At 64.2% G+C, this 23,163-nt stretch carries 16 protein-coding genes and 1 tRNA gene; 4 read left to right on the forward strand and 13 right to left on the reverse strand.

The genetic code is table 11. From position 1 onward, the window contains the following. The 3 genes from J2D75_RS10210 to J2D75_RS10220 form a co-directional block, all read right to left on the reverse strand. Positions 1-341: hypothetical protein (locus J2D75_RS10210; protein ID WP_408736761.1), on the reverse strand; the 341-nt coding region annotated here is incomplete at its 3' end. Positions 342-637: 296 nt separating this feature from the next. After that, a protein-coding gene (gene prfB, locus J2D75_RS10215; RefSeq protein WP_207854727.1) for a peptide chain release factor 2 occupies positions 638-1,769 on the reverse strand; the annotation gives its coding sequence in 2 pieces (ribosomal slippage) (positions 638-1,699 and positions 1,701-1,769; 1,131 coding nt in all). A gap of 57 nt (positions 1,770-1,826) precedes the next feature. Next, positions 1,827-4,538 carry a penicillin-binding protein 1A gene (locus tag J2D75_RS10220; RefSeq protein WP_408736762.1) on the reverse strand — a complete coding sequence of 904 codons (2,712 nt, stop codon included), beginning with the start codon at positions 4,536-4,538 and terminating at the stop codon, positions 1,827-1,829. Between the two features lie 237 nt (positions 4,539-4,775). On the opposite strand from J2D75_RS10220, the gene J2D75_RS10225 reads away from it, so the two are divergent. Further along, complete coding sequence (locus J2D75_RS10225) at positions 4,776-7,196, forward strand: EAL domain-containing protein (RefSeq protein ID WP_207854729.1); 2,421 nt, start codon at positions 4,776-4,778, stop codon at positions 7,194-7,196. A 25-nt stretch (positions 7,197-7,221) separates the two neighbouring features. On the opposite strand, the gene hrcA is transcribed toward J2D75_RS10225, so the two are convergent. Continuing rightward, entirely contained in the window at positions 7,222-8,304 is a 1,083-nt protein-coding gene (hrcA, locus tag J2D75_RS10230) for a heat-inducible transcriptional repressor HrcA (RefSeq protein WP_207854730.1), read from the reverse strand. Here hrcA and J2D75_RS10235 point away from each other — a divergent pair. Next, complete coding sequence (locus J2D75_RS10235) at positions 8,292-8,468, forward strand: hypothetical protein (protein ID WP_207854731.1); 177 nt, start codon at positions 8,292-8,294, stop codon at positions 8,466-8,468. The genes hrcA and J2D75_RS10235 overlap by 13 nt on opposite strands. A 66-nt stretch (positions 8,469-8,534) precedes the next feature. Next, positions 8,535-9,134, forward strand: a complete 600-nt coding sequence (gene rdgB / locus J2D75_RS10240) for an RdgB/HAM1 family non-canonical purine NTP pyrophosphatase (RefSeq protein WP_207854732.1) — start codon at positions 8,535-8,537, stop codon at positions 9,132-9,134. 183 nt (positions 9,135-9,317) lie between these two features. On the opposite strand, the gene J2D75_RS10245 is transcribed toward rdgB, so the two are convergent. The 3 genes from J2D75_RS10245 to cysS all read right to left on the reverse strand — a co-directional run bounded on the left by J2D75_RS10245 (position 9,318) and on the right by cysS (position 12,446). Then, positions 9,318-10,142: an EamA family transporter gene (locus J2D75_RS10245; RefSeq protein WP_243428682.1), complete on the reverse strand. Its 825-nt coding sequence runs from the start codon at positions 10,140-10,142 to the stop codon at positions 9,318-9,320. A 145-nt stretch (positions 10,143-10,287) separates the two neighbouring features. After that, complete coding sequence (locus J2D75_RS10250) at positions 10,288-11,055, reverse strand: RNA methyltransferase (RefSeq protein ID WP_207854734.1); 768 nt, start codon at positions 11,053-11,055, stop codon at positions 10,288-10,290. Further along, positions 11,052-12,446 carry a cysteine--tRNA ligase gene (gene cysS, locus J2D75_RS10255; RefSeq protein ID WP_207854735.1) on the reverse strand — a complete coding sequence of 465 codons (1,395 nt, stop codon included), beginning with the start codon at positions 12,444-12,446 and terminating at the stop codon, positions 11,052-11,054. Before cysS ends, J2D75_RS10250 begins: the two co-directional genes overlap by 4 nt. Positions 12,447-12,583: 137 nt before the next feature. Here cysS and J2D75_RS10260 point away from each other — a divergent pair. Beyond that, positions 12,584-12,658, forward strand: a tRNA-Thr gene (locus J2D75_RS10260). Positions 12,659-12,735: 77 nt separating this feature from the next. On the opposite strand, the gene J2D75_RS10265 is transcribed toward J2D75_RS10260, so the two are convergent. The 6 genes from J2D75_RS10265 to tsaE form a co-directional block, all read right to left on the reverse strand. After that, the gene (locus J2D75_RS10265; protein ID WP_243428683.1) at positions 12,736-14,079 is read right to left on the reverse strand and encodes a bifunctional folylpolyglutamate synthase/dihydrofolate synthase; all 1,344 of its coding nucleotides are present in this window, start codon (positions 14,077-14,079) and stop codon (positions 12,736-12,738) included. Between the two features lie 34 nt (positions 14,080-14,113). Then, positions 14,114-15,019: an acetyl-CoA carboxylase, carboxyltransferase subunit beta gene (gene accD / locus J2D75_RS10270; protein ID WP_207854737.1), complete on the reverse strand. Its 906-nt coding sequence runs from the start codon at positions 15,017-15,019 to the stop codon at positions 14,114-14,116. A gap of 113 nt (positions 15,020-15,132) precedes the next feature. Beyond that, entirely contained in the window at positions 15,133-15,459 is a 327-nt protein-coding gene (gene trxA, locus J2D75_RS10275; protein ID WP_207854738.1) for a thioredoxin TrxA, read from the reverse strand. A 97-nt stretch (positions 15,460-15,556) separates the two neighbouring features. Beyond that, entirely contained in the window at positions 15,557-19,234 is a 3,678-nt protein-coding gene (addA, locus tag J2D75_RS10280) for a double-strand break repair helicase AddA (protein ID WP_207854739.1), read from the reverse strand. Next, on the reverse strand, positions 19,234-22,566 hold the full coding sequence (gene addB / locus J2D75_RS10285; protein WP_207854740.1) for a double-strand break repair protein AddB: 3,333 nt from the start codon (positions 22,564-22,566) through the stop codon (positions 19,234-19,236). Before addB ends, addA begins: the two co-directional genes overlap by 1 nt. Then, entirely contained in the window at positions 22,566-23,087 is a 522-nt protein-coding gene (tsaE, locus tag J2D75_RS10290) for a tRNA (adenosine(37)-N6)-threonylcarbamoyltransferase complex ATPase subunit type 1 TsaE (RefSeq protein WP_207854741.1), read from the reverse strand. The genes addB and tsaE overlap by 1 nt, the downstream gene beginning before the upstream one ends. Positions 23,088-23,163 lie beyond the last annotated feature (76 nt).

Here is a 23,163-nt window from a genome sequence, read left to right on the forward strand (position 1 = left end):
ACCTTGGGCGGCGTACGCGTGACATGCTGCATGGGCGGCTTGGGCGGCGGCGGCGTCTCGATTTTGGGCGGCGGAATATAGGGCGGGGGCGGCACCGTCATAACCGGCGGGGGTGGTGGGGGCGGCGGGGGCGGTGGAGGGGGCGGAGGCGGCGGTAGAATGCGCGTCTCAATCGGAGCATGGCGCTGCGGCGGCAGCGAACTGCCCCGCATGCCATACATCAGGCCCATAACCGCAAAAATGTGCAGAAGGCCAACAATGACCACGATGGCGGCCAGAAAAGCGCCACCCATCCTGAACACGTAATTTGCCGAGCTTTTCTGCCGCTCGCCGTCGACCATACCTGTCCATCTCCCGTGACTACCTACACGACTGAAAAAAACCGATCCGCCAAAGCCTTGCGGGGTATCAGGCACCCACACGCGCTATGGCCTCATGCGCCTGTATGATAGCCGTGGCGCATGGATCGGTTTTCCGTCTTTTCGCTGAGCGCAATTGGGCTATCTGAAACCGAAGATGTCAAGGGCACCCTCTGTGACGCAGCCCGATATATATGAAAATAATTATCATATGCAACCAATGCACACAGGCAGACCGCACGGAACCGCCACATAAGCGCTTCCGTGCGTATCAATCCTTACTGCGCCGTGGCGCTGGCCTCCGAGCGGGTGGCACCCACACGCATGGCCAGAGCGGCCGCCATGAACGCGTCGAGCCCGCCATCCAGCACCGCATCCGGGTTGCCGGTTTCAACGTTGGTACGCAAATCCTTGACCATCTGGTACGGGGCAAGAACGTAAGAGCGGATCTGGTGTCCCCAGCCAATATCGGTCTTGGCGGCTTCTGTCGCAGCGGCGGCGGCTTCGCGCTTTTGCAGCTCCGCCTCGTACATCCGCGCACGCAGCATCTGCATAGCCGTTGCCCGGTTACGATGCTGCGAGCGGTCAGTCTGACAGGCCACCACAATCCCTGTGGGAATATGGGTAATACGAATGGCGCTGTCCGTTTTGTTGACGTGCTGCCCACCCGCGCCCGAAGCCCGGAACGTATCCACCTTAAGGTCGGAATCGTTGATCTCGATCTCGATCGTATCGTCGATCACCGGATAGACCCAGACGGAAGCAAACGATGTCTGCCGCCGGGCTGCCGCATCAAACGGCGAAATACGCACCAGACGGTGCACGCCCGCCTCGGTCTTGAGCCAGCCATACGCATTGGGGCCAGAGACCAGAATGGTGGCGGATTTCAGCCCGGCCTGTTCGCCTTCCGAGCTTTCAATCAGCGTCACCTTATACTGGTGCGCCTCGGCCCAGCGGGTGTACATGCGCAGCATCATTTCGGCCCAGTCCTGAGCCTCCGTGCCACCCGCCCCGGCATTGACTTCCAGATAGCAGTCATTGCTGTCCGCCTCGCCCGAAAGCAGGCTTTCGATCTCACGCCGTTTGGCTTCCTCGGCCAGCGCGCGCAGGGTTGCGACGCCATCGGCCACAAGCTCGGCATCGCCTTCCATTTCGGCCAGCTCGACCAGCTCGCAGGTGTCGCTCACATTGGTTTCAAGCTGGAGAACGCCCTCGATCTGGTTAGCCAGCAGGGTGCGCTCGCGCATCAGCTTTTGCGCGGCTTCGGCATCGTTCCACAGGTCGGGGTCTTCGGCGCGGTTGTTCAGTTCCGCCAGTCGGGCTTCAGCGACATCCCAGTTAAAGATGCCTCCTCAGCAGCGCCACGGACTGCTTGATCTGGTCGTTAAGGGCTTCTGTCTCGGCAGACATGGGGCCTGATCTCCATGAGTTCGGTAAAAAAAGGGCGCAACACTGCCCGGCGGGCCTTCAATAAAGGCCCCCCATGCCAATGTCACCCCCGGAAGAAGGCTGGGCCGCATGCCCCGCGCTGTCAGAGGCGCCAGCACCGCTCCCCGCCGCACCGGCAGTCGCCCCTGAAGAAGAACCGGACGCCGCCATGTCGCTTTCAGAATCGGGCATGTTCTCGGCCCCTGTATCCGCCGCCGTCAGCTCACGCGAGCCATCGGCCAGATACAGGCTTTCGCCGGGGATCTGCCCATCCTTGAAGGCATCAATCCCGACACCGCGCCCGGTATCATACTGCACGAGCATGACGCCCGGCGGCGCGGGAAAGTCGAGCCGGGGCTGACCGGCCAGAGCCACCTTCATGACCTTGTTCCAGATCGGCCCGGCAATGGCCCCGCCGGTTTCATTCCGCCCGAGCGACTGAGGCGTATCAAAGCCGAACCAGACCACCGTAACCGTGTCAGGCGTATAGCCCGCGAACCACGCATCGTTAAAATTCTGGCTGGTGCCGGTCTTGCCCGCAACCGGCACATCAATCCCCTGCCCGGCCAGCATGCCGGTGCCGCGCCGGATGACATCCTGCAGCATGGTGGTGATCTGAAACGCGCTCTGCTCGCTCGCCACACGCGGCCTGTCATCACGCAGCATAGGCAGGGTATCGGGCGAAAGCAGGCCGGACGATACCGCTGCCGGGGTGGCCGGTACAGTCGCGGGAGACAGCGCCCCAGCGGCATCCACCGGGGTTAAGTCCGTTGCGGTCTTGTCGGCTGGCGCTGCATCAGCACCCTGCGTATCGGACTGGGCAGGCAGGGGGGCCAGTGTCAGGCCCGGAGCGCGCCACAGAACCCGGCCCTGCCGGTCCTGCACATCGTCAATCAGGGTGGGGGTGATCCGCCGCCCGCCCGAAGCCAGCGTGGCGTAAGCCCCGGCTTCCTTCAGCACCGTGGTTTCGACCGCCCCGAGTGCTGCGGGCAGCACCTGCGGCATGGTATCCACCAGCCCCAGCTTGATAGCCATGTCGGACACGGCTTTCATGCCAATATGGGCCGCCAGCCGGATGGTGACGAGGTTACGCGACTCCCGTAGCGCATCATGCAGGGTGGTCGCGCCCCAGAAGTCTTTCTCGTAGTTGTTCGGGTGCCATGTGCCGTAGGAAACGGGCGAATCCTCGAATTCCTGCGAGGGCGAAATGCCCTGTTCCATAGCCGTCAGATATACAAATGGCTTGAAGGAAGACCCCGGCTGGCGCAGGGCCTGTGTCGCCCGGTTGAACTGCGAGGCCTGAAAAGACCAGCCGCCCACAAGAGCGAGCACACGCCCGGTATGGGCATCAAGCGTAACCACAGCCCCTTCCACCAGAGGCACCTGCATAAGGGCCGCGCGGCCACCGGCAGCCTGCGGCTCCACCATGACCACATCCCCATTATGCAGGGGGTGGCTGCGGCGGGCCCATGTCAGATCACGCGCGAGCAGCAACGCTTCCTGAGCAGCCCCATCAGGCATGGGAGCAGACGCCTGCGGGTTGCGCCGCACAACGCTGTTTTCAAGCCAGCCTACGCGGCCCTTGGCGGCGTCCAGCACCACGGCCAGCCGCCACTGCTCTACAAGGCCAAGCGGCGGGGTCTGGGCGGCAAGAGCGGCTGTCCAGCTTGCCTGCGGGGTGTCAGGGCCAATACCCGGCAGGGTGCGTATCGCTCCCTGCCAGCCCCTGTGGGCGCGGTCATAGGCCAAAAGCCCCTGACGCAGGATCCCCTGTGCCGCACGCTGGAGCGGCAGATCAAGGCTGGTATGGACATCCAGCCCGCCCTGCATGGTCATGTCCTGACCATAGCGCTCGATCAGCTCACGGCGCACCTGCTCGGCAAACCATTCAGACCCCAAAGCCGGGCCGGGCCGGACAAACGCCCGCGTATCAAGCGGCTGGGCGGCGGCGGCATGGGCGGCCTCGGGCGTGAGCGCACCGATATCGGCCATGCGCTCCAGCACCCAGTTCCGGCGGCCACGCGCGGCATCGGGAAAACGTTCGGGGTTATAGTTGGTGGGTGATTTGGGCAGTGCGCCCAGAAAAGCCGCCTCGGCATCATCAAGCTGATCGAGCGGCTTGTTGAAATAGGTCTGGGCGGCGGCACCAATGCCGTATGCCCCGTTCCCGAGGTAAATTTCGTTCAGGTAGATTTCGAGAATCTTTTCCTTGGGCAGAACCTGCTCCACCCGCATGGCCAGAAACGCTTCCTTGGCCTTGCGCTTGAGGGACACCGCATTGGTGCCCAGCAGCATGATACGCGCCACCTGCTGCGTAATGGTGGACGCCCCGATAGGCCGCCGCCCCTTGCCGCGCGTAAGGTCCGTCAGCCCCGCGCGCAGAATGGCGGCGGGGTCTACGCCGTTATGAGTCCAGAATTTCTGGTCTTCCGCCGCGATAAAGGCGTTCTTCACCTTATCCGGGATAGCGTTATACGGCACAAAAATACGCCGCTCATTGGCCAGTTCGGCCACAAGCTGGTCATCCTGCGCGTACAGGCGGCTCATGACCGGCGGCTGGTACGAGCGCAGGCCCTCTACCGTAGGCAGATCGGCCATAATGCCCTGATACTGCCCCCACAGCATAATGCCGCCGCCAAGCCCCCCCGCCAGCACAATAGCCGCCGAAGCGCCAAGAAACCTGCGCAGGGTACGCCGCCGCAGGCCACGCCCGCTACTGCGCTGCACAACCCTGTCCGGCTGTTGGCCCATCTGCGTATCCTGACTGGAGGAAGAACCCGTTTCACCGGAAGGTGGAGTGCTTGTCATGTCGCTTCTTTACCATTATCCTATGGGTGCGTCTTCCCCCTCCCGCCGATTGTCTTCACAATCGTGGCGACATTCAGACCGAGCCATATTACGGCTTGCAATGAAGCGCCGTAAAAAGGCCATGGCGTTCGACTACCCCCCTCCCCCCGTTCGGATTATCCGAAATGGAGCCACACGCCAGTGATCGCTTTTCTGCAGCCTCTCTTTCATGACCATGACATCGGGATCATTACGGTTGCAGCCCTTCTGTGCGGGTGTGGTGCGTGGGTCACCACCGGGCTGTTCAACCGTTTTCTGCTCAGCCCCCCTCATGGCAAGGCCCGCTGGCTGGCCAAAACTGCCCTGATTGCGGGCACCACGGTGTGGTGTACCCATTTCATTGCCATGCTGGGTTACAGGCCGGGGGTGGCGGTCGGGTTCTCCTTCAGCCTGACAACCCTTTCACTGCTGATTGCTCTGACAGGCAGCCTGTGCGGCACAGCCCTTGCCGGGTGGCGGTGGGGCCACGCGCCGGTGCGGCTGCTCGGTGGGGCTGTCATGGGGTTGGGGATCGCCAGCATGCATTATGTTGGCATGCTGGCCTACCGGGTGCAGGGCAGCATGGACTGGAACATACCCTGCCTTGTCCTGTCCGTAGCACTGGCGACAGGGCTTGCCGCCGCGGCCTTTCTGGCCGGGGGCATTGCCGATCAGCAGGTACGGCGACCGGGCGTCATGACGGTGCTGCTCATGCTGGCCATTATCAGCCTGCATTTTACCGGCATGCTGGCGCTGCACATAACGCCTTCACCCGTTGCGGGGCATTTTGCCTCGCCCGAAACGCTCTGGATTCTGGCTCTGGTAACAGCGGGCATGGCGGGCATTATCGTGCTGAGCGGGCTGAACATCGCGCTGATGGACCACCGCAACGAGCGTGAACACAAGCGCCTGCTGCACATGATAGACGATATGCCCGTAGCAGTGATGACGGTCGAACCCGATACGCTGCGCATCAACTACGCCAACACGACCTCACGCAAGCTGATCCACAGCATCGAACATCTGCTGCCCGTCAAGGCCGAAAACCTGATCGGCACCTGCATTGACATCTTTCATCGCCACCCCGAGCACCAGCGCCGCATTCTGGCCAACCCTGCCAATCTGCCGCACAATGCGCGGATCAGTCTGGGCAACGAAATTCTTGATCTCAAGATTTCCGCCATCAACGACAATAACGGCCAATACCTTGGCCCCATGCTGACATGGGCGCTGGTTACCAAGGAAGTAGAAGCCGAAAACCGTATCCTGCATCTGGCCCGCTACGACAGCCTGACAGGCCTTGCCAACCGCAACACCTTTCATGGCCTGCTCGATACGCGGCTCCAGTCCGGCTCAACAGAGCTGAGCCTGCTGTTTATTGATCTGGACGGGTTCAAGCTGGTTAACGACACCCACGGCCACCGCGCGGGCGATACCCTGCTGCGCGAAACCGCACGCCGCCTGCAAGCCCTGTGCGATGAACGCAGCACAGACGCATGCCGGGTGTCGATCTGCCGTCTGGGGGGTGATGAATTTGTCATCATGTCCGAAAGCAACGCCCCAACCTTTAACGAGACACTGGCCGACACCGTTATCCGCTGCGTGGAAGAACCCTACCGGCTTGGCAAGGACCTGCATGTCAGGATCAGCGCCTCTGTGGGTATAGCGCTGTGCCCCCAGCACGGCACCGACAGCGAAACCCTGCTCTCGCGCGCGGATATAGCGCTCTACGCCGCCAAGGATGCGGGCAAAAACGCGTTCAAGTTCTTTGCCGATACGATGGAGCAGAACCTTCAGGATCGCCTGCATCTGGAAGATTCGCTCCGCGAAGCCCTGATTACGGGCGAAAACCTGTTCGTGTTCTATCAGCCCATCGTTAACGCCCAGACCAACGCCATTACAGCGCGTGAAGCCCTGATCCGCTGGTATTCGCACGATCAGGGCTGGATTTCGCCTGCCGTGTTCATTCCCGTGGCTGAACAGACCGGCCTGATCGAACGGCTGGGCCATCTTGTGCTGCACCGCGCCTGCCGCGATGCCGCCGCATGGCCGGACGAAGCGCGCGTGGCGGTCAATATTTCCGCAGCCCAGCTTGGGCAGGGCTCTCTGGAAGGCATGATTGCCGGTGCCTTGGATGCAGCGGGCCTGCCCGCCACACGGCTGGAAATCGAAGTCACCGAAACAGCGCTGGTCAATGACGAATCCCGCGTGATGGAAGAACTGCACCAGCTCAGGGCCATAGGCGTGCATGTCGCGCTGGATGACTTTGGCACCGGCTACTCCTCGCTATCGCATATCCGCAGCTTTCCGTTCGACAAGATCAAGATCGACGGTTCCTTCGTGCGCGATTCCACCACCCGCCCCGATTGTGCGGCCGTTGTGCGCGCCATTGCCGATATTGGCCACCGGCTGGGTGTCACCACCGTGGCCGAAGGGGTGGAAACGCAGGAGCATCTGGATGCGATCCGCGCCGAAGGCTGTCAGGAAATACAGGGGTATGTCTATGCCCGCCCCGAACCCGAACCCCACGACCGCGAGGCCATAAACCGCCTGAACGCACAAAAACCCAAGCCTGCCGCATAAAGCGCCCCGGCCGGGGTCTGGCAGGTCAGCCCAGCATGTCGCCCAGAAGGCGGGCGGTATAGTCAACCACCGGCACCACGCGACCATAATTGATCCGCGTGGGGCCAATCACCCCGATAGCCCCCACAATCCGGTTGGCCTCATTACGGGCCGGCGCCATGACCACCGACATGCCCGTGGTGCCAAACAGCCCGCTTTCCGCCCCGATAAAAATGCGCACGCCTTCGGAGTTTTCCACCAGCTCGAGCAGGCGCAGCATGGTTTCCTGAGCCTCCAGCCGGTCAAACAGCGACTGAATGGCCAGGAGCCGCTCCTGCCCGTCCACATCCGCCAAAAGGCGTGACTGCCCACGCACGATCAGCGTGCCGCCACTTTCGGCCCGGCCACCATTCCAGATAGCCAGCCCGCTTTCCACCACCTCGGCCGCCAGACTGTCCAGTGCTGTGCTGTCCTGCTCCATGTCAGTCGCAACCCTGCGCCGCAGATCACCCAGCGAAACCCCCATAGCGCGCGCGTTCAGGTAATTGGCGGCCTCCACCAGCGCTGAGGGTGGCATGCCCGGAGGCGTTTCGATCACACGGTTTTCCACATGGCCATCGGCCCCTACCAGCACCACCAGCGCACGGTTGCTGCCCAGTGCTACGAACTCGATATGCTTGACCCCGCCCTCGCCCTTGGGGGCAATGACCAGCCCCGCCGCACCAGACATACCCGCCAGCAGGGCAGAAGCCTCCGAGAGCGTGTCCTGCAAGGAACGCCCGAGCGCTTCAAGCGACTGGTCGATCACCTTCTGCTCCTCATCCGACAGGGCACCGAACTGTAGCAGCCCGTCCACGAACAGGCGCAGGCCCGCCTCTGTTGGCAGACGCCCGGCAGAAATATGAGGGGCGAACAGCAACCCGGCCTCTGTCAGCGAGGCCATGACATTACGGATTGTCGCAGGCGAAAGCGGCAGTCCCAACCTGCGCGCCACGGTACGTGAGCCGACAGGCTCGCCACTGGCCACGTATTCCTCCACCACCTCGCGCAGGATGGTGGCCGCACGCGCATCCAGACCGGGCGGCAGAGAAGGACGCACAGGCAGCAGGCCACGCATTGTCGTCGTCATCGGTCTTGCTCTCCTTCACGCCCCCTGCCCCGCCAGCCTTCCGGCGGCATCGCACAGCAGACCGCCCGCCTACTCCAGCAGAGGTGCAGGCCGGATTGCGGGGTTTCCTGATTGTCCTATACCGTGGCATTGGCACGCTGCCACCGGGTAGTCTGCCGCTGTAACAGTCTGCCACCGGCCGCATGACCCGCGCCACGTAAAAAACATGACCTGCAAAGGATAGACCCCGCATGACCAAACCCCGGCTCGAACGTGGCAGCCGCCTTGTACTGGCAACCCATAACGCGGGCAAACTGGCCGAGTTCAAAGCCCTTATGGCCCCTTTTGGCATTACCGTTCTTTCCGCTGGCGAACTGGGCCTGCCTGAACCCGAAGAAACCGCCACGAGCTTTGCAGGCAATGCCGCCATCAAGGCGCAGGCGGCGGCAAAAGCTGCCAACCTGCCAGCCCTTGCCGATGATTCGGGCCTGTGTGTTTCCGCACTGGGTGGTGCGCCGGGCATTTACTCCGCCCGCTGGGCCGGCCCGGACAAGGACTTTCCCGCCGCTATGAAACGGATCGAGGAGGGTATCGGCGCGGATGAGCGCACTGCATGGTTTACCTGCGTGCTGTGTCTGGCTTTCCCCGATGGCACGACCCACAGCTTTGAAGGCCGCGTGGAAGGCGAGATTGTCTGGCCGCCGCGCGGTACTGGCGGGCATGGCTATGACCCGATTTTCCAGCCCGCAGGCGAAACCCGCAGCTTTGCCGAAATGAGTGACGCCGAAAAAAACGCAATCAGCCACCGCGCCCGCGCCTTCGAAGCCTTTCGCACAACCTGTCTGGCCTGAGTGATAGCGGCCCTGTCGGTAGTTCTCCCACCGACAGGGCATGCACCACACGGACATCGCCCATAATGATCCGGGATAAAAAAATAGAAAAATTCCTGACAGAACCAGAATCTGTCTGATCTGTTATTTTCTATGCCGTGAATGAATAAGGCCAGATACCACGCAGTGCTTACGCCGTAACAATCAGTTTTCCAGCATAATTTTCTTGCCCCGCGAACCCGCTGTAACGGTCATTCCAATAGAAGCGCAGACAATACTGACAATACCCAGCCACTTGATAAGGGGTAACTCTTCATGCAGCAGTAAAAGCCCTGCCAGCGCCCCTACAACCGGCTCACCACTTGTTAAAACCCCAAAAATCCGCACGGGCAAACGCCGCAAGGCAAACATTTCCAGAGAATACGGAATAGCGCTCGACAATAAAGCCACCAGTACGGCCAGCATGATGACATGCGGCTGCATGATCAGCCGACTGGCATCAAGAATACTGAACGGCAAAACACACAGCGCAGCAAAGATCATTCCCAGAGCAGGCGCTTCCACGCCAAGGGCCTTCCCTGCTTTTTGCCCCATAATGATGTAAATACCCCAAAAGACGCCCGATACCGCCGCCAGCATGACGCCATTGATATTGAGAGCCGCCCCCCCGGCTGAAAACGGCAGTAATAATGCCAGGCCCAGTATAACCAGCGTAATCCACCCGAAATCCTGCAAACGCCGCAGGCCAAACGTGGCGACCGTCAGCGGGCCAATAAATTCAATACCAAGCGCAACCCCCAGAGGAATACGGCTTATGGCCATGTAAAAAAATAAATTCATGGCCCCCAAAGACAGCCCATAGGGAAACGCCGCACGGATCATCCCCCACGTGACCCGCACGCGCCAAACCCGAAAAACCCCAGACAGCAACACCGCGCCAATAGCCAGCCGCAAGGCGGTAACACTCGCAGGCCCCGTGACCATAAAGAGCTGCCGGGCAATGGAAACGCCAGAGGTTACTGAAACCATCGCGGCAACCATTGCGATAATGGGCACTATCAATTGTGATTTTTTATTCATTGCGCCAATATTTATTTAAATAACCGGCATTGTATTGTTTTTGGTAATTAATAGTCCGCCTGCATGGCCCCGCTGATACGGGGCCTACAAGACATCAGGAACGACGCGGGTGGGCCAGTTCGCGCACCACGCCGTGCAGGGTGCGCAGTTCCTGCTCCGTCACTTCGCCACGGGTAAAGAAATGGCGCAGGTTGCGCACCATTCCGGGGCGTTTTTCGGGATTGCGCAGAAAACCGCAATCATCCAGCTCGCGCTCCAGATGGGCGAAAAAATTCTCAAGCTCGCCCTTGGTGGCCACATGCGTCTCATTGGTCATGAGGCCGCGCGGGGGCGTGCTATCCTCGGTCATCCACCATTCATACGCCATGATCATGACGGCCTGCGCCAGATTGAGCGACATGAAAGCGGGGTTGAGCGGGTAGCGGATCAGCGCATCCGCACGGGCCATGTCCTCGTTATCCAGCCCCGCACGTTCGGGGCCGAACATCAGCCCCACCTTGAGCCCACGCTGGGTGGCGGCGCGTAGCTCGGCCGCGCCGCCGCGTGCGGTCATGACAGTTTTGACCACATGGCGCGGACGCGGACAGGTGGCATAGACATGATGCAGGTCGGCTATGGCATCATCCACCGTCTCATGCACGGTGGCGGCGTCCAGAATCCTGTCAGCCCCGGAGGCTGCGCGCCAGGCGCGTTCCTGCGGCCAGCCATCACGCGGGGCGACAAGCCGCAGGTGGAACAACCCGCCATTAGCCATGGCGCGTGCCGTGGTGCCGACATTCTCCGCCATCTGCGGGCGCACGAGGATAACCACGGGCGTATTGCCAATGGGTTCCAGCGGTGCGCCGCCATCACGCCCGGTCATGCGCGCCTCCAGCTTGTGCCCTCTCGGGTGTCTTCCAGTATAATGCCCTTGGCCTGCAATTCATCACGCAGGGCATCAGCGCGGGCAAAGTCGCGCGCCTTGCGCGCAGCCAGCCGCTCGGTAATCAGCGCGTCAATAACGGCATCATCCTCGCTCGCCCCACCCCGAAACCACTCGCCGGGGCTTGCCTGCAGCAGGCCCATCAGCCCGGCACCCTGCCGCAGGGCCAACGCTGCCTCGTGGTTGCCTGCAAGGGCGGCATCGGCCAGTGCATGCAGTTCAGCTATGGCCTTGGGGGTGTTCAGATCGTCCGCCAGCGCTTCCAGAACGCCGTGGAGCATGGGGGCGTCAAGCGGGGTATCATCCGCCGCATCCGCAACACCACCCGCTTCCAGTGCGCGGTAAAAGCGATCCAGCGTGCGCCGCGCTTCGGCCAGTCCGGCCTGTGTGTAATTGAGGGTGGAGCGATACTGCGCGCCCAGCAGCAAAAGGCGCAGGGCCTCCGCCGGGGCCTGAGCCAGCACATCGCGGATGGTCAGGAAATTGCCCAGTGACTTGGACATTTTCTCGCCATCCACAAGCAGCATCGCGTTATGCACCCAGTAATTGGCAAAACGCCCACCAGGAAAGCAGCACAGGCTCTGCGCACGCTCGTTTTCGTGGTGGGGGAACAGAAGATCCGACCCGCCGCCATGAATATCGAAACTGTCGCCCAGATAGCGGTGCGACATGGCCGAACATTCGATATGCCAGCCCGGACGCCCCCGGCCCCACGGGCTGTCCCAGCCGGGCTGCTCGGCATCCGAGGGCTTCCACAGCACGAAATCACCCGCCGCCTTCTTGTAGGGAGCGACCTCGACACGCGCACCGGCCTCAAGCTCGTCAGGATTACGGCCTGACAACGCACCGTATGAGGCAAACGAGCCAACCGAGAACAGCACATGCCCCTCGGCCTCATAGGCGTGGCCGTTTTCGATCAGGCGGGCGATCATGGCCTGCATTTCGGCAATGTTATGGGTCGCACGCGGCTCGATATCGGGCGGCAGCACACCAAGAGCCGCAAGATCCGCATGGAATTCCTGCGTGGTGCGCTGCGTCAGTGCTGCAATATCCTCGCCATTGGCGCGGGCGCGGGCGGTAATCTTGTCATCCACATCCGTGATGTTGCGCACGAAGGTCACACGCGGATACAGGTGGCGCAGGAGCCGCACCAGCACATCCGCTGTCAGCATGGCGCGCAGGTTGCCGATATGCGCCAGATCATACACCGTGGGGCCACAGTAATAGACCGTGACATGCTCGGGGTTGAGCGGCACGAACGGCACGGTGGCGCGCCGCTGGCTGTCATGCAGGGACAGGGTCGGCTGTGATCTTTGCGGAGCGTCAGACATGACCGCCTAATTGCGCCAGCCGCGAAAGCGATGCAAGACGCCCCGCAGCCAAAAAAGCATGAGCACACGCAAAAACAGGGCTTGACGGAACAGTCGGATTTTCGCTTATAGTCCCGCCCTGTGCGTAAAAGCGCCGTGCCCTTATAGCTCAGTGGTAGAGCAACCGCCTTGTAAGCGGTAGGTCGTGGGTTCAAATCCTACTGGGGGCACCACTTTTTTCCCTATAGTGCCAGTATGGCGTTACCGCCGATTCGGCCCAGACTGGCGGCAAACAGGCCCGCTGTGCGCCTTAGCGTGCGCGCCAGCCGTCCTGCCTGAGCGCTACACCAGCCAGATACAGGCTGCCACAGATCAGCACCCGGCCATGGGCCTGCCCATCCGCTACCGCTTGTGCGGCAATCTCACCGAGCGCACGCGCCAGCGTGGGGCCAACCTGCGCCCGCCCACCCGAAGCCCTTACGATGTCTTCCACCGGCAAAGCCAGATGCTGCTCCGGCTCGCTAATGGCCCACAGACCCGTGGCAAACGGCAGAATCGGCCCCAAAAAGCCCGTGGCATCCTTGGTCTGCTTCATACCCACCAGCATATGCAGCGGCGCGTCCGCCCAGCCGGGCAGCGCACCAGCCAGCGCATCGCCCGCACCGGGGTTATGCCCGCCGTCGAGCCATAGCTCCCACCCGGCAGGCAGCAGGGCCGCCAGCGTGCCGTGCAGGCGCTGCATACGCGCAGGCCATGAGACCCGGCCCACACCCTGCCATGCCGCCTCCGGCACAGTCAGGCCGGACAGGCGCAGGGCCTCCACGGCCAGACCCGCATTTTCACACTGCCACGGCCCCGGCAGCGAGGGCGCAGGCAGCTCAAGCGTGCCAAAACGATCCGTCAGGCGCAGGCCTGCACTCACACTCAGGCTACCACCACGAGTCGTATGCATATCGACAGGCAGGGGTTCTACCGTCCAGTCCTGCCCACGGCAGGCGAGTGGCGCCCCCAGCTTTGCGGCTTCGGCCTGTAGCACGGCCAGCACCTCGGGGTGCTGGTGGCCGGTTACAACCGGCACACCGGGTTTGATAATCCCGGCTTTTTCCATCGCGATGGCCGCAAGCGTATCGCCCAGAAACGCCTCATGATCGCGCGAGATGGCGGTTATCACGCAGGCGGCGGGGCGGGTCAGCACGTTCGTGGCATCGCACCGCCCGCCCAGACCCACCTCGATAATGGCCAGTTCAGCGGGGTGGCGGGCAAACAGCACGAAACCCGCAGCCGTCAGCACTTCGAAAACGGTAATGGGCGCACCCTCATTAACCCGCTCGATTTCCTCCAGCGTCGCCACCAGCTCGGCTTCGCTGACCAGTTGCCCCGCAATACGGAAGCGCTCGGTCACATCCACCAGATGCGGCGATGTCATGACATGCACGCGCCAGCCCGCTGCCTCGCCCAGAGCACGCAGCGTGGCGCAGGTGCTCCCCTTGCCGTTGGTACCGGCCACATGAATAACCGGCGGCAACCTGTTTTCGGGGTGGCCCAGACGGGCCAGCAGCGCCTGCAGACGATCGAGCGAAAGGTCGATCAGGGCTGGATACAGGCGGTTGAGCCGTTCCAGAATTTCTCCGGGGCGGCCAGTAAACTCCGTCATGGCCGTAGCCCCCTGCCCGGTGGCCACGGGGCGCTTACTCCGCTGCCCGTGCGGGTTCCGCCTTTTTGGGCGGCGGCGGGGCCGTAACATCGGCAGGGGCACGTGTCAGCAGACCGATAACCCGTGCCAGAGCCGCGGGGATATTCTTGCGCGCCACCACCATGTCCAGCATGCCATGATCAAGCAGGTATTCGGAGCGCTGGAAGCCCGGCGGCAGCTTTTCACGCACCGTATCTTCGATCACGCGCGGGCCAGCAAAGCCGATCAGGGCATTGGGTTCGCCAATCTGCACATCACCCAGCATGGCGAAAGAGGCCGTAACCCCGCCCGTGGTGGGGTTGGTCAGCACGACAATATAGGGCAGGCCCGCATCGCGCAGCATCTGCACCGCAACGGTGGTGCGCGGCATCTGCATAAGGCTGATAACGCCTTCCTGCATGCGTGCCCCGCCTGAAGCAGTAAACACCACCAGCGGTGATTTCTGCAAAATGGCCAGACGGGCAGCCGCTACAAAGCGCTCGCCAAAGGCCGCGCCCATGGTGCCCGCCATGAACTCAAACGCCATAACCGCCACAACAGCGGGATGGCCGCCAATGGTGCCATGCGCCACCGCGAGGGATTCGTCCTCATGGCTTTTGGCGCGGGCATCCTTCAGGCGGTCGGTATATTTTTTCTGATCGCGGAAGCCCAGCGGATCAACCGGAGCCTGCGGCAGTTCGATACGGCTGAACACGCCGTTATCAAACGTCCATTTCAGGCGGTCGGCCACAAGGGCGCGCATGTGGTGTCCACAATGCGGACACACGTTCTGGGCCTTGCGCAGCTCCTTGCTGAGCAGCATCTGGTTACAGGACTCACAGGTGGTCCACAGATTATCCGGCACCTCACGACGCAGAAGGCCGCGAAGTTTGGGACGGACATATTCGGTGATCCAGCTCATCGTAAACCCTGTGCCTGCGCTATGATTACTGCCGACCGGAATGCGGCCCAAACGCCTGCATTACGCTGGCCGCGCCATTCTGCCAAGCTTTATGGCGCGGCCATACCGTCTGTTCAGGCTGCGGATTCAACCCATGCACGCAGCTGGCTCTTGGGCAGAGCGCCTACTTTCGTCTCCAGAACCTTGCCATCACGCACCAGCATGAGGGTCGGAATGCTGCGCACGCCATAGGTGTTGGGGGTGAGGGGATTCTCGTCAATATTCACCTTGGCAACCGTGACCTTGCCCTGCAGATCGCGCCCGATTTCTTCAAGGGCCGGGCCGATCATCTTGCACGGGCCGCACCATTCGGCCCAGAAATCGACCAGCACAAGGCCGGACGCCTTGAGGACATCGGCCTCGAAGCTGGAATCGCTGACAGCCAGAGTATGTTCGCTCATGTTCGGAATTTCCCTGCTTTAGAAACACCCCACGGGGCCAGCCGCCCCGGAGGCTGGTTTTTTCAGTCCCCTACACTTAGGGCGACCACGGGCCGGGTCAAGGGGCGGCGGGGTGGTTGGCCTGCGGGGCGTGACTGTCCAGCAGCGTATCGGGCAGCTGATCAACCCGCGGCCCTTCAGTCCAGACCAGCATGCACACAATGGTGCGCTCGGGCCACAGGGCACGCAGCAGGGCGCGGTACGCTGCCATCTGCCGCAGGTAGAGCACGGGCGTATCCTGCACGCGGGCGGGCGGGTGGCGGCCACTTTTGTAATCGCACACCACAACCTGCGTGGGCAGCACGCACAGGCGATCCACCTGCCCCATGATAACCTGCCCGCCCGCCACACCGGCCAGACGCTGCTCGGCCCGCGCTGAGGGTGAAAACAGCGGCGCGAGATCAGGAGCCTGCAACACGGCCACCACCTGCCCGGCCAGTATTTGGGCATCGTGCGTATCTAACCCGCTGGACGGGCGCATGAGCCAGCGCCGCGCCAGTTCCAGATGCCGCGCGGGCGGATGATCGGGCAGGAACTGCAACAGCGCATGCACCATGTTGCCCCGGTGAAACGCCGCCTCACGCGCCTTGCCCGGCGGCAATCCGCCGACTGCCAGCGGAGAACGCGCGGGCGGGAGCGGGCCTAACATCGCATCATCCGGGCGGGCGGGAGCCAGCGGGCGCGCCAGCGGGGCTTCCGCCACGGGGGCGATGGCCCGCCACTCCGGCGCACGCCCTGCCCACTCTGGCAGCGCTGCTGGCGGCGTGTCTGGCAACGCGACGGGGGCAGAATCGGCGGCACGGCCCGTACCCGCCGGGGGGGCTGGCGTTTGGGCGGGGACCTGCGTGGGGGCGGGTGTGTGGGCGTTTTCTTCCAGCACCAGCATATCGCCCGGCCAGTCTCCGGGGGGGGGAGCCTCCCCCTCCGGCACAGACGTATCGTTCCACGCCACGCTGCGTGCGCCCGCACGCTCAAACCCCTCGCGGCAGCGTTCGTACCAGCTTTCAGCCGGAACCGTGCGGCCCGGTCGCCAGCCGCACACCACCAGCCGTTCGGCCGCGCGTGTAAGGGCCACGTAAAGCAGGCGGTTATATTCCTCCACCGCACGCGCCCGGGCTGTTTCGGCCAGAGCGCGGGTCAGCCCCACGCCCATCGCCACGCGGGGCGTATAAAGCGGCACATCCAGCCCGCTTAGCCTGTCCTGCGCCCAGAACAGCCTGTCCTCCGAACGGGGGGCCGAGACTGTATCGGGCAAAATGACCAGCCGCGCCTGCAAGCCTTTGGAACCATGCGCCGTCATGACCCGCACGGCATTGCCCCCCGCCTCGGCCTCGCGCCGGACAGTCTCGCGGGAATGGCGCAGCCAATGCACGAAGCCCTGTAACGAGGGTGGGTGCTGCTCCTGATAGCGCAGGGCGGCAGAGAGCAGTTCATCCAGCGGTTCCGCCGCCTCCGGCCCCAGTCGCGCCAGCAGGCGTGCACGCCCGCCAAGCTGGCCCAGCGCCATCGACAGCAAGGCATACGGCCCCAGATAATCCACCCGCCCGAACAGCGTATCGAGCACATGCCACGCCTGCGCCCAGTCTGCCCGCTCGGCATGGCGCGTGCGCAGGGCCGACCACAGGGGTTCATGCGCCCCACGCCCCGTAGCCAGCGCCATCAGGCTGTCATCGCTCAGCCCGCCGAGGGGCGATGTCAGCACGCAGGCGAGTGTCAGGTCATCCTGCGGCAGCAGCAGGGCCGAACACAGGGCCATGAGATCCTGCACCGCCAGTTGATCCGCCAGCCCCGTACGCACCAGTGTTGCGACGGGAATATCCTGCTCCTTGAGAGCACGCACCAGCATGGGTACGAAAGAGGAGCGGCGTGGCACCAGCACCAGTACATCCGCCGGGGTCAGCGGGGTTTCTCCCGCTGCCGGGGGGGCAGCAAGCTGGGCCGCGATATAGCGGGCCAGTGCATCAGCCAGTTTCTGGCGCGGGCTGGGGCGCGTTGTATTGGTGCGCACGGGCTGCCACGGGCTGGCATCTTCCGCCGCATCCTGCGTTTCGGCCAGCGGCCACAACTCCACCCGCCCGCCCTGACCCGGCCGGGCGGTAATATGGCGCATCCCGCGCTCACGCGCCTCCACCACGCCGCGCGCGGCCTCGGGGCTGTCGAACACCGCATCCACCAGCGCCAGAACCGGGGCCGTGGAACGGAAAGACACCGTCAGTTCGGGTTCGCACCAGGGTAGGCCCGCCTGCTCCGCCCGCTGCTTGAAACGGGCACGCCATGCCCGGAAGGCCTCAGGGTCAGCCCCCTGAAAACCGTAGATGGACTGCTTGTAGTCCCCCACCGCAAACACCGTGCGCGGTCCGGCCTCCTGTGCGCGTGATCCCGCGCCGGAGAAAAACTCCTCGGTCAGATCCCCCGCGATCCGCCACTGCTCTGGCGAGGTATCCTGCACCTCGTCCAGCAGCAGATGATCAATCCCGCCATCGAGCTTGTAGAGCACCCACGCCGCCCCCGGTTCGCGCAGCAGGGATAAGGTGCTGCGGATCAGGTCATCATACTCAAGCTGGCCCTGTAACGCCTTGCGCGCATCGTACAGCCGCGACACGGGGGCGACTGTCTGCAACAGAGCGCTCCCCAGCCGGGCAAGCGCACAGGCGCGGCGGTTTTCCTCCACCGCGATAATCCGCTCGGCTTCGCGCAGCAGGGCTTCAGCCGCCTGTGTGCAGGTTTCCGCCAGCTTGGCGGTAATCAGCCCCTGCTTGCGGGGCCTGCCATCGCGCGTGAGCAGGCCATCGCGCCAGTCCGCCCACCGCGCCGCACGCTCGGGCGGGGGCAGGGCCAGCCAGTCCAGCAGGTTGAGCGTGTTGGTTTTGATAGCGGGCGTGCCTTTTTCAGACAGTTCCAGCAGGGCCGCACGGACTGCCCCTTCCCCCGCGAAAGCCGTGCAGGCTTGGGTGACAAGCACCTGATCGGGTGTATCCGGCGCGTCCACTGACAGGCCCAGAACCCGGCACAGGGCGGCACGCGCAGCCACTGGCTGGCTGGCCATAAGATCGAGCATGGGCCTTGCCCGGCTCTCGCGCCGCAGGGCGGAGGCAAGGGTCATGAAATCCCCCAGCCCGATCTGTCCCGCCAATGGGGCAATAGCCTCGGCTGTGCTGCCACCCAGAACGGTTTCAGCACAGGTTTGCAGGGCCAGCGCCGCATCGGTTTCTTCCATGACCGTAAAATGCGGGTTCATGGCGGCTTCGAGCGGAAAGCGGCGCAGCAGCGACTGGCAGAAGGCGTGGATAGTGCCGATCCGCATGCCGCCGGGCATATCCAGCACCTCGGCAAACAGGGCGCGCGCGCGTTTGCGGGTCTGGGGCGAAAGCGGCACCGACAGGGCGCGCAGCTCCGCATCCAGCCGGGTGTCGGACAGGGTTACCCAGCGGCCCAGCCGCGTTTGCAGGCGAATGGCCATTTCAGCCGCCGCTGCCTTGGTAAAGGTCAGGCACAGGATACGGCCCGGTGGACTGCCGGGGCAGAGTTCATGCCCACCATCGGCGGCCGGGCGGGGCAGCATCAGGCGCAGCAGACGGTCGATCAGCAGCTTGGTCTTGCCACTTCCTGCTGAGGCAGACACGAACACCGAAGCCGTCGGGTCTGACGCCATAGCCTGCTGGGCGTTGGCCTGCGCTACCGCACGCTCAATAGCGCGGGCAATATCCTGCGCTTCGGAAAAGGAGCCCTCCGTCATCAGGATTCATGCTCCAGACGGCCCTGACTCCATTCCGGCACGCGTGCCAGACGGGCGTAATCGGCAAAGCGCGGCTCCTGCCCCGGATGTGGGTGCGACAGATACGGCTGATCGGGATCGTCATACGCGACGATACGCTCGATCAGGCTGAGCCATGTCTGCTCGGCCAGTTCGCTCAGGCCTGCGGCCTCCTTGGGGGTAATGGCCACTTCCTCTCCTGCTTCGGCGCCACCGGTCAGCCGCCAGTAAATCAGCCCATCCATAAGGCCCGCCTCCGCGCTCTCCTGTGTATGGGCCTGTGCGCTGGCCTGTGCGCCATCCGGCACACCCGCCACGCTGTCCGGCACAACATCCGCAAAACCGCCGCGCAGGATCATGGCGGCTTCAAGCGGGAGCTGAGGGCTCCAGCCCGCCAGCACATCACGCGCGGGTGGCAGCACGCCGGTCTTGTAATCCAGCACGCTGATCCGCCCCGAAGGCCCGCGTTCGATCCGGTCTGCCCGTCCGCTCAGCACGAAAGCGCCCCCCGGTGCATCTGGCACGAGCACACGCCCACGCAGTTCCGTCCAGATCGCCCGTGGTGCGCCCCCCGCCCTGCGCCGGGTTTCAGCCTGCGCCACCCAGCCCGCAATCCGGGCCAGACGCGGCGCCCACCACGCCCGCAGAGCGGGGCGCGGCCTGCGGGCAGCCAGACTTTCCACAAACAGGGCGGTCAGTCTGGCCTGTGCATCCTGCGGCCATGCCACGCCATGCAGCCTGACCCAGCGCTCAAGCGCGTCATGCACGATCATGCCATAATCCGAGGCATCGGCCGCCTCTTCCAGCTCGGGCATGGGGTTCAGCCGCAGAACATGGCGGGCATAGATGGCATAAGGGTCGCGCATCCATGTTTCGATCTCGGTCACACTCAGCCGCCGGGGGCGCAGGGCCACGGGGGGGCAGGGCCGTGGAGGTGCTACCGGCTGCGCCGCCCCACATGGCTGATCCAGCCCATGCAGCCAGTCCAGTACGGGGTGCGTGGGCAGGCTGGCCCCGCGCCCGGCCAGAAAGGCATCAAGCCGGGTGAGCCAGCGCGCAGGCACCACTGGCGCACCCTCGCGCCGCCGGGGGCAGGACAGTACTACGGCCTGCGCCGCCACCGCCGCTGCAACAAAATCATGCGCGGCCTGCCCCACCGCCTCCTCAGGCGAAGGCAGACCCACCGTCTGGCGCATGGGGCGGCTCATCCACGGCCCGGCATCCGCCGTGGCAGGCCATACGCCCTCACACAGCCCGCCCAGAATAACCGTATGCGCGGTTTGCAGCCGGGCCTCGAACAAGCCCCAGACCAGCACACGCGGGTGCAGGCCTGCGGGGTCTCCCCTACGCGCGGCCCGGTCCTGCGCCAGCACAGCCCCCAGCAGCCCATCCAGCACTGCGGGTGGCTGCGTAGGCAGGATATCCGCCGCAAGCATGAGTTCAGACAGGCGCGTGGCCAGCAGATTGCCATCCTCGCCCCGCCACAGACGGGCCTGTGCGTCCTCGCTCTGCGTGCAGGCCAGACGCTCTGCGGTCTCGACCAGCCCCGCCAGCAGCACCGGCACCGAGGCCCGGTGCCCTGCCTCGGGCGTTGCGGCTGCGGCTTCATCCGCCTGCCAGCCCAGTACCGGCGCCAGACAGGTTTCAAGCCTATCCATGAACGTTTCGAGCGGTTCGGGGCCGAAGGGTCTATCCGCCTCCTGCCCGCCTTCTACCTGTTCGCGCTCATGCGCCTGCTGGCGGGCCAGACTGTCCGACACGGCCGCGCGCAGGGCGGCAAAACCCGGAGCGGGGGCCGGGCCGCGCAGCACCTGCCGCTCCAGCAGGCGGGCCGAAGCACGACACACGCCCGGCGGCAGCCCGCAGGCCACCAGCGGGTGCTTGAGCACGGACAGCAGGGCTACGGGAGCAAAGCGGCTTTCCACCATCCGGGCAATCAGACGCAGCAGCACGGCGCCGGGCGTATCGGCCAGCGCCATGCCCGCGCTGTCATCGGCCATGACACCCCAGCGGGCAAGTTCCGTCACCACCCGCGAGGCCAGAACCCTGTCAGGCGTGATCAGGGCGACCGTGCGCCCCGGCTGCACGATGACCTCGCGCATGATCATGCTGATAGCCAGCGCTTCTTCCTGCTCATCCTGTGCGCTTACCCGCACGACACCGGGCAGCAGCCCCTCTCCCGCCTGCAAGGCAGAATCCTGCCCCGGCTCATCGTCCGTGCGCAGCACCCAGTCATCCAGCGCTGTGGCGGGTAGCATCACCCGCGACAGAACAGCCGCGCGCGCAGCCCGCCGGGCGGTCTGGGCCTCATCCGCAGCACCTTCTCCCATCTGGGCAACACCGGCCTGCACCGGCATGGCCGTGGGGGCCGCCAAGCGTGGCTCCTCCGCCCTGTCCCATACCTGCACCTGCCCGCGCCCATGACCCAGCGCCGCCAGCAGGCGGGCCAGCCCGGCCTGCGGGTGGCTATCTGGCAGGGCGTCAAACACGGGATCGGGCATGGCCATGTCCAGACCGGGCAGGATAACCCGCCCCCCGGGGCAAGCCAGCACCGCCGCCAACGCCTCGGCCGTGGGGGCCATGGCATGGGTAAAGCCCGCCGCCCACAGCCGCGTTGTCTCACCCCGTGCGGCCATACCGCGCCACAGGGCCGCCTGCGTGCGTAACAGGGCTACCTGCCGGGCCACCGGGTTCATCAATCCCTGACTGTCCAGCCAGACAGGCCATTCCTCGGTAATGATGGTCAGAAAACGCAGGATAATCTGCCAGTGCTCGGCAAAATCATCCTGCACCGCGCCGGGCAGGCGCTCTGTCAGGGACACGCCCGCCCATTCGGCCTCGTCCATAAGTGTGGCCAGAGCCCCGGCCAGCGGCCACGCCTGATCCAGCGTGGGACGGGTGCCAAAGGCTTTCTCCGCCTGCAAGACGAGGCGGGTCAGCACGGCCTGCCGGGTCATTGCCCCCACAGCCGGAGGCAGGTCGAGCGGGTCAATTTCGGGACTATCCGCCCCGTACCCGCCCTGTGTCACCACGGACAGGCCCAGCTCGGCCTCGTCCAGCGCACCGATGGGCAGGATACGGGGTAGCAGCATGGCGCCGCCATCCATCCGGCGCAGGAAGGCTTCGGTCAGGGCGCGCGCGGCGCGGCGGCCCGGCAGAACAATCAGCCCTTCGCCCATGGCCTCGCGGTCATACCCGCAAGCCTGTAACCAGCGGGCGGCAAGCTGATCCAGAAAGGGCAGATGGGCCGGAATACTCACCAGCCGGGAGTCAGCCTCCGGCCATTCGGGGCTGATTGCGGTAGGCTGCGGCATCAGCCCTGTGCTCCATCCGGGCTGGCGCGCCCCTGTTCCACCACACCCTGTGCTGCAGGAGCTGGAGCAAAACCAGCGGCCCGCAGCGCCTGTGCATCAAACCGGTCTGCCCAGCCCCGCAGATGGGCCACGCGCGTGCCATCGGGCCGGACATCCAGTGTGATATGCAGCGCATCGGCCGGGGTCATGTCTTCCAGCCGTTCGGGCCATTCCACCAGCACCAGCCCGTCACGCGCATCGTCCCAGCCCAGCTCGTCCAGCTCATCCGGCCCACCAAGGCGCCACAGATCGAAATGATGCACGGTGCATGCGGCGGCTGCGTACGGCTGTACAAGAGTATAAGTAGGGCTTGGCACATCCAGCCCCGCATCCTGACAGAACGCCCGCACGAACGCTCTGGCCAGCACGCTCTTGCCTGCCCCCAGCGGGCCGGACAGCAGAATGGCGTCTCCCGCACCGGCTTTGCCCGCCAGAAAAGACGCCAGAGCCTGCGTTGTTTTTTCCGTTTCCAGAATAATCATGTGTTCACCCGCCGCCCGGACGCCCCCGCGTTTTCCCGGCCCGATCCCTCAGGACAGGAGCGCCATATTCCGTTTT

This window comes from Acetobacter suratthaniensis, assembly GCF_017377745.1.
GTDB classification, from domain to species: domain Bacteria; phylum Pseudomonadota; class Alphaproteobacteria; order Acetobacterales; family Acetobacteraceae; genus Acetobacter; species Acetobacter suratthaniensis.

Coding starts and splice junctions, on each gene's coding strand:
- J2D75_RS10245 (WP_243428682.1), bottom strand. CDS start 10,142: ATGGTTTCAGTAACCTCTGGCGTTTCCATTGCCCGGCAGCTCTTTATG.
- rdgB (WP_207854732.1), top strand. CDS start 8,535: ATGACCAAACCCCGGCTCGAACGTGGCAGCCGCCTTGTACTGGCAACC.
- J2D75_RS10265 (WP_243428683.1), bottom strand. CDS start 14,079: ATGACGGAGTTTACTGGCCGCCCCGGAGAAATTCTGGAACGGCTCAAC.
- cysS (WP_207854735.1), bottom strand. CDS start 12,446: ATGTCTGACGCTCCGCAAAGATCACAGCCGACCCTGTCCCTGCATGAC.
- accD (WP_207854737.1), bottom strand. CDS start 15,019: ATGAGCTGGATCACCGAATATGTCCGTCCCAAACTTCGCGGCCTTCTG.
- J2D75_RS10220 (WP_408736762.1), bottom strand. CDS start 4,538: ATGGGCCAACAGCCGGACAGGGTTGTGCAGCGCAGTAGCGGGCGTGGC.
- hrcA (WP_207854730.1), bottom strand. CDS start 8,304: ATGACGACGACAATGCGTGGCCTGCTGCCTGTGCGTCCTTCTCTGCCG.
- addA (WP_207854739.1), bottom strand. CDS start 19,234: ATGACGGAGGGCTCCTTTTCCGAAGCGCAGGATATTGCCCGCGCTATT.
- J2D75_RS10250 (WP_207854734.1), bottom strand. CDS start 11,055: ATGACCGGGCGTGATGGCGGCGCACCGCTGGAACCCATTGGCAATACG.
- tsaE (WP_207854741.1), bottom strand. CDS start 23,087: ATGATTATTCTGGAAACGGAAAAAACAACGCAGGCTCTGGCGTCTTTT.
- trxA (WP_207854738.1), bottom strand. CDS start 15,459: ATGAGCGAACATACTCTGGCTGTCAGCGATTCCAGCTTCGAGGCCGAT.
- addB (WP_207854740.1), bottom strand. CDS start 22,566: ATGCCGCAGCCTACCGCAATCAGCCCCGAATGGCCGGAGGCTGACTCC.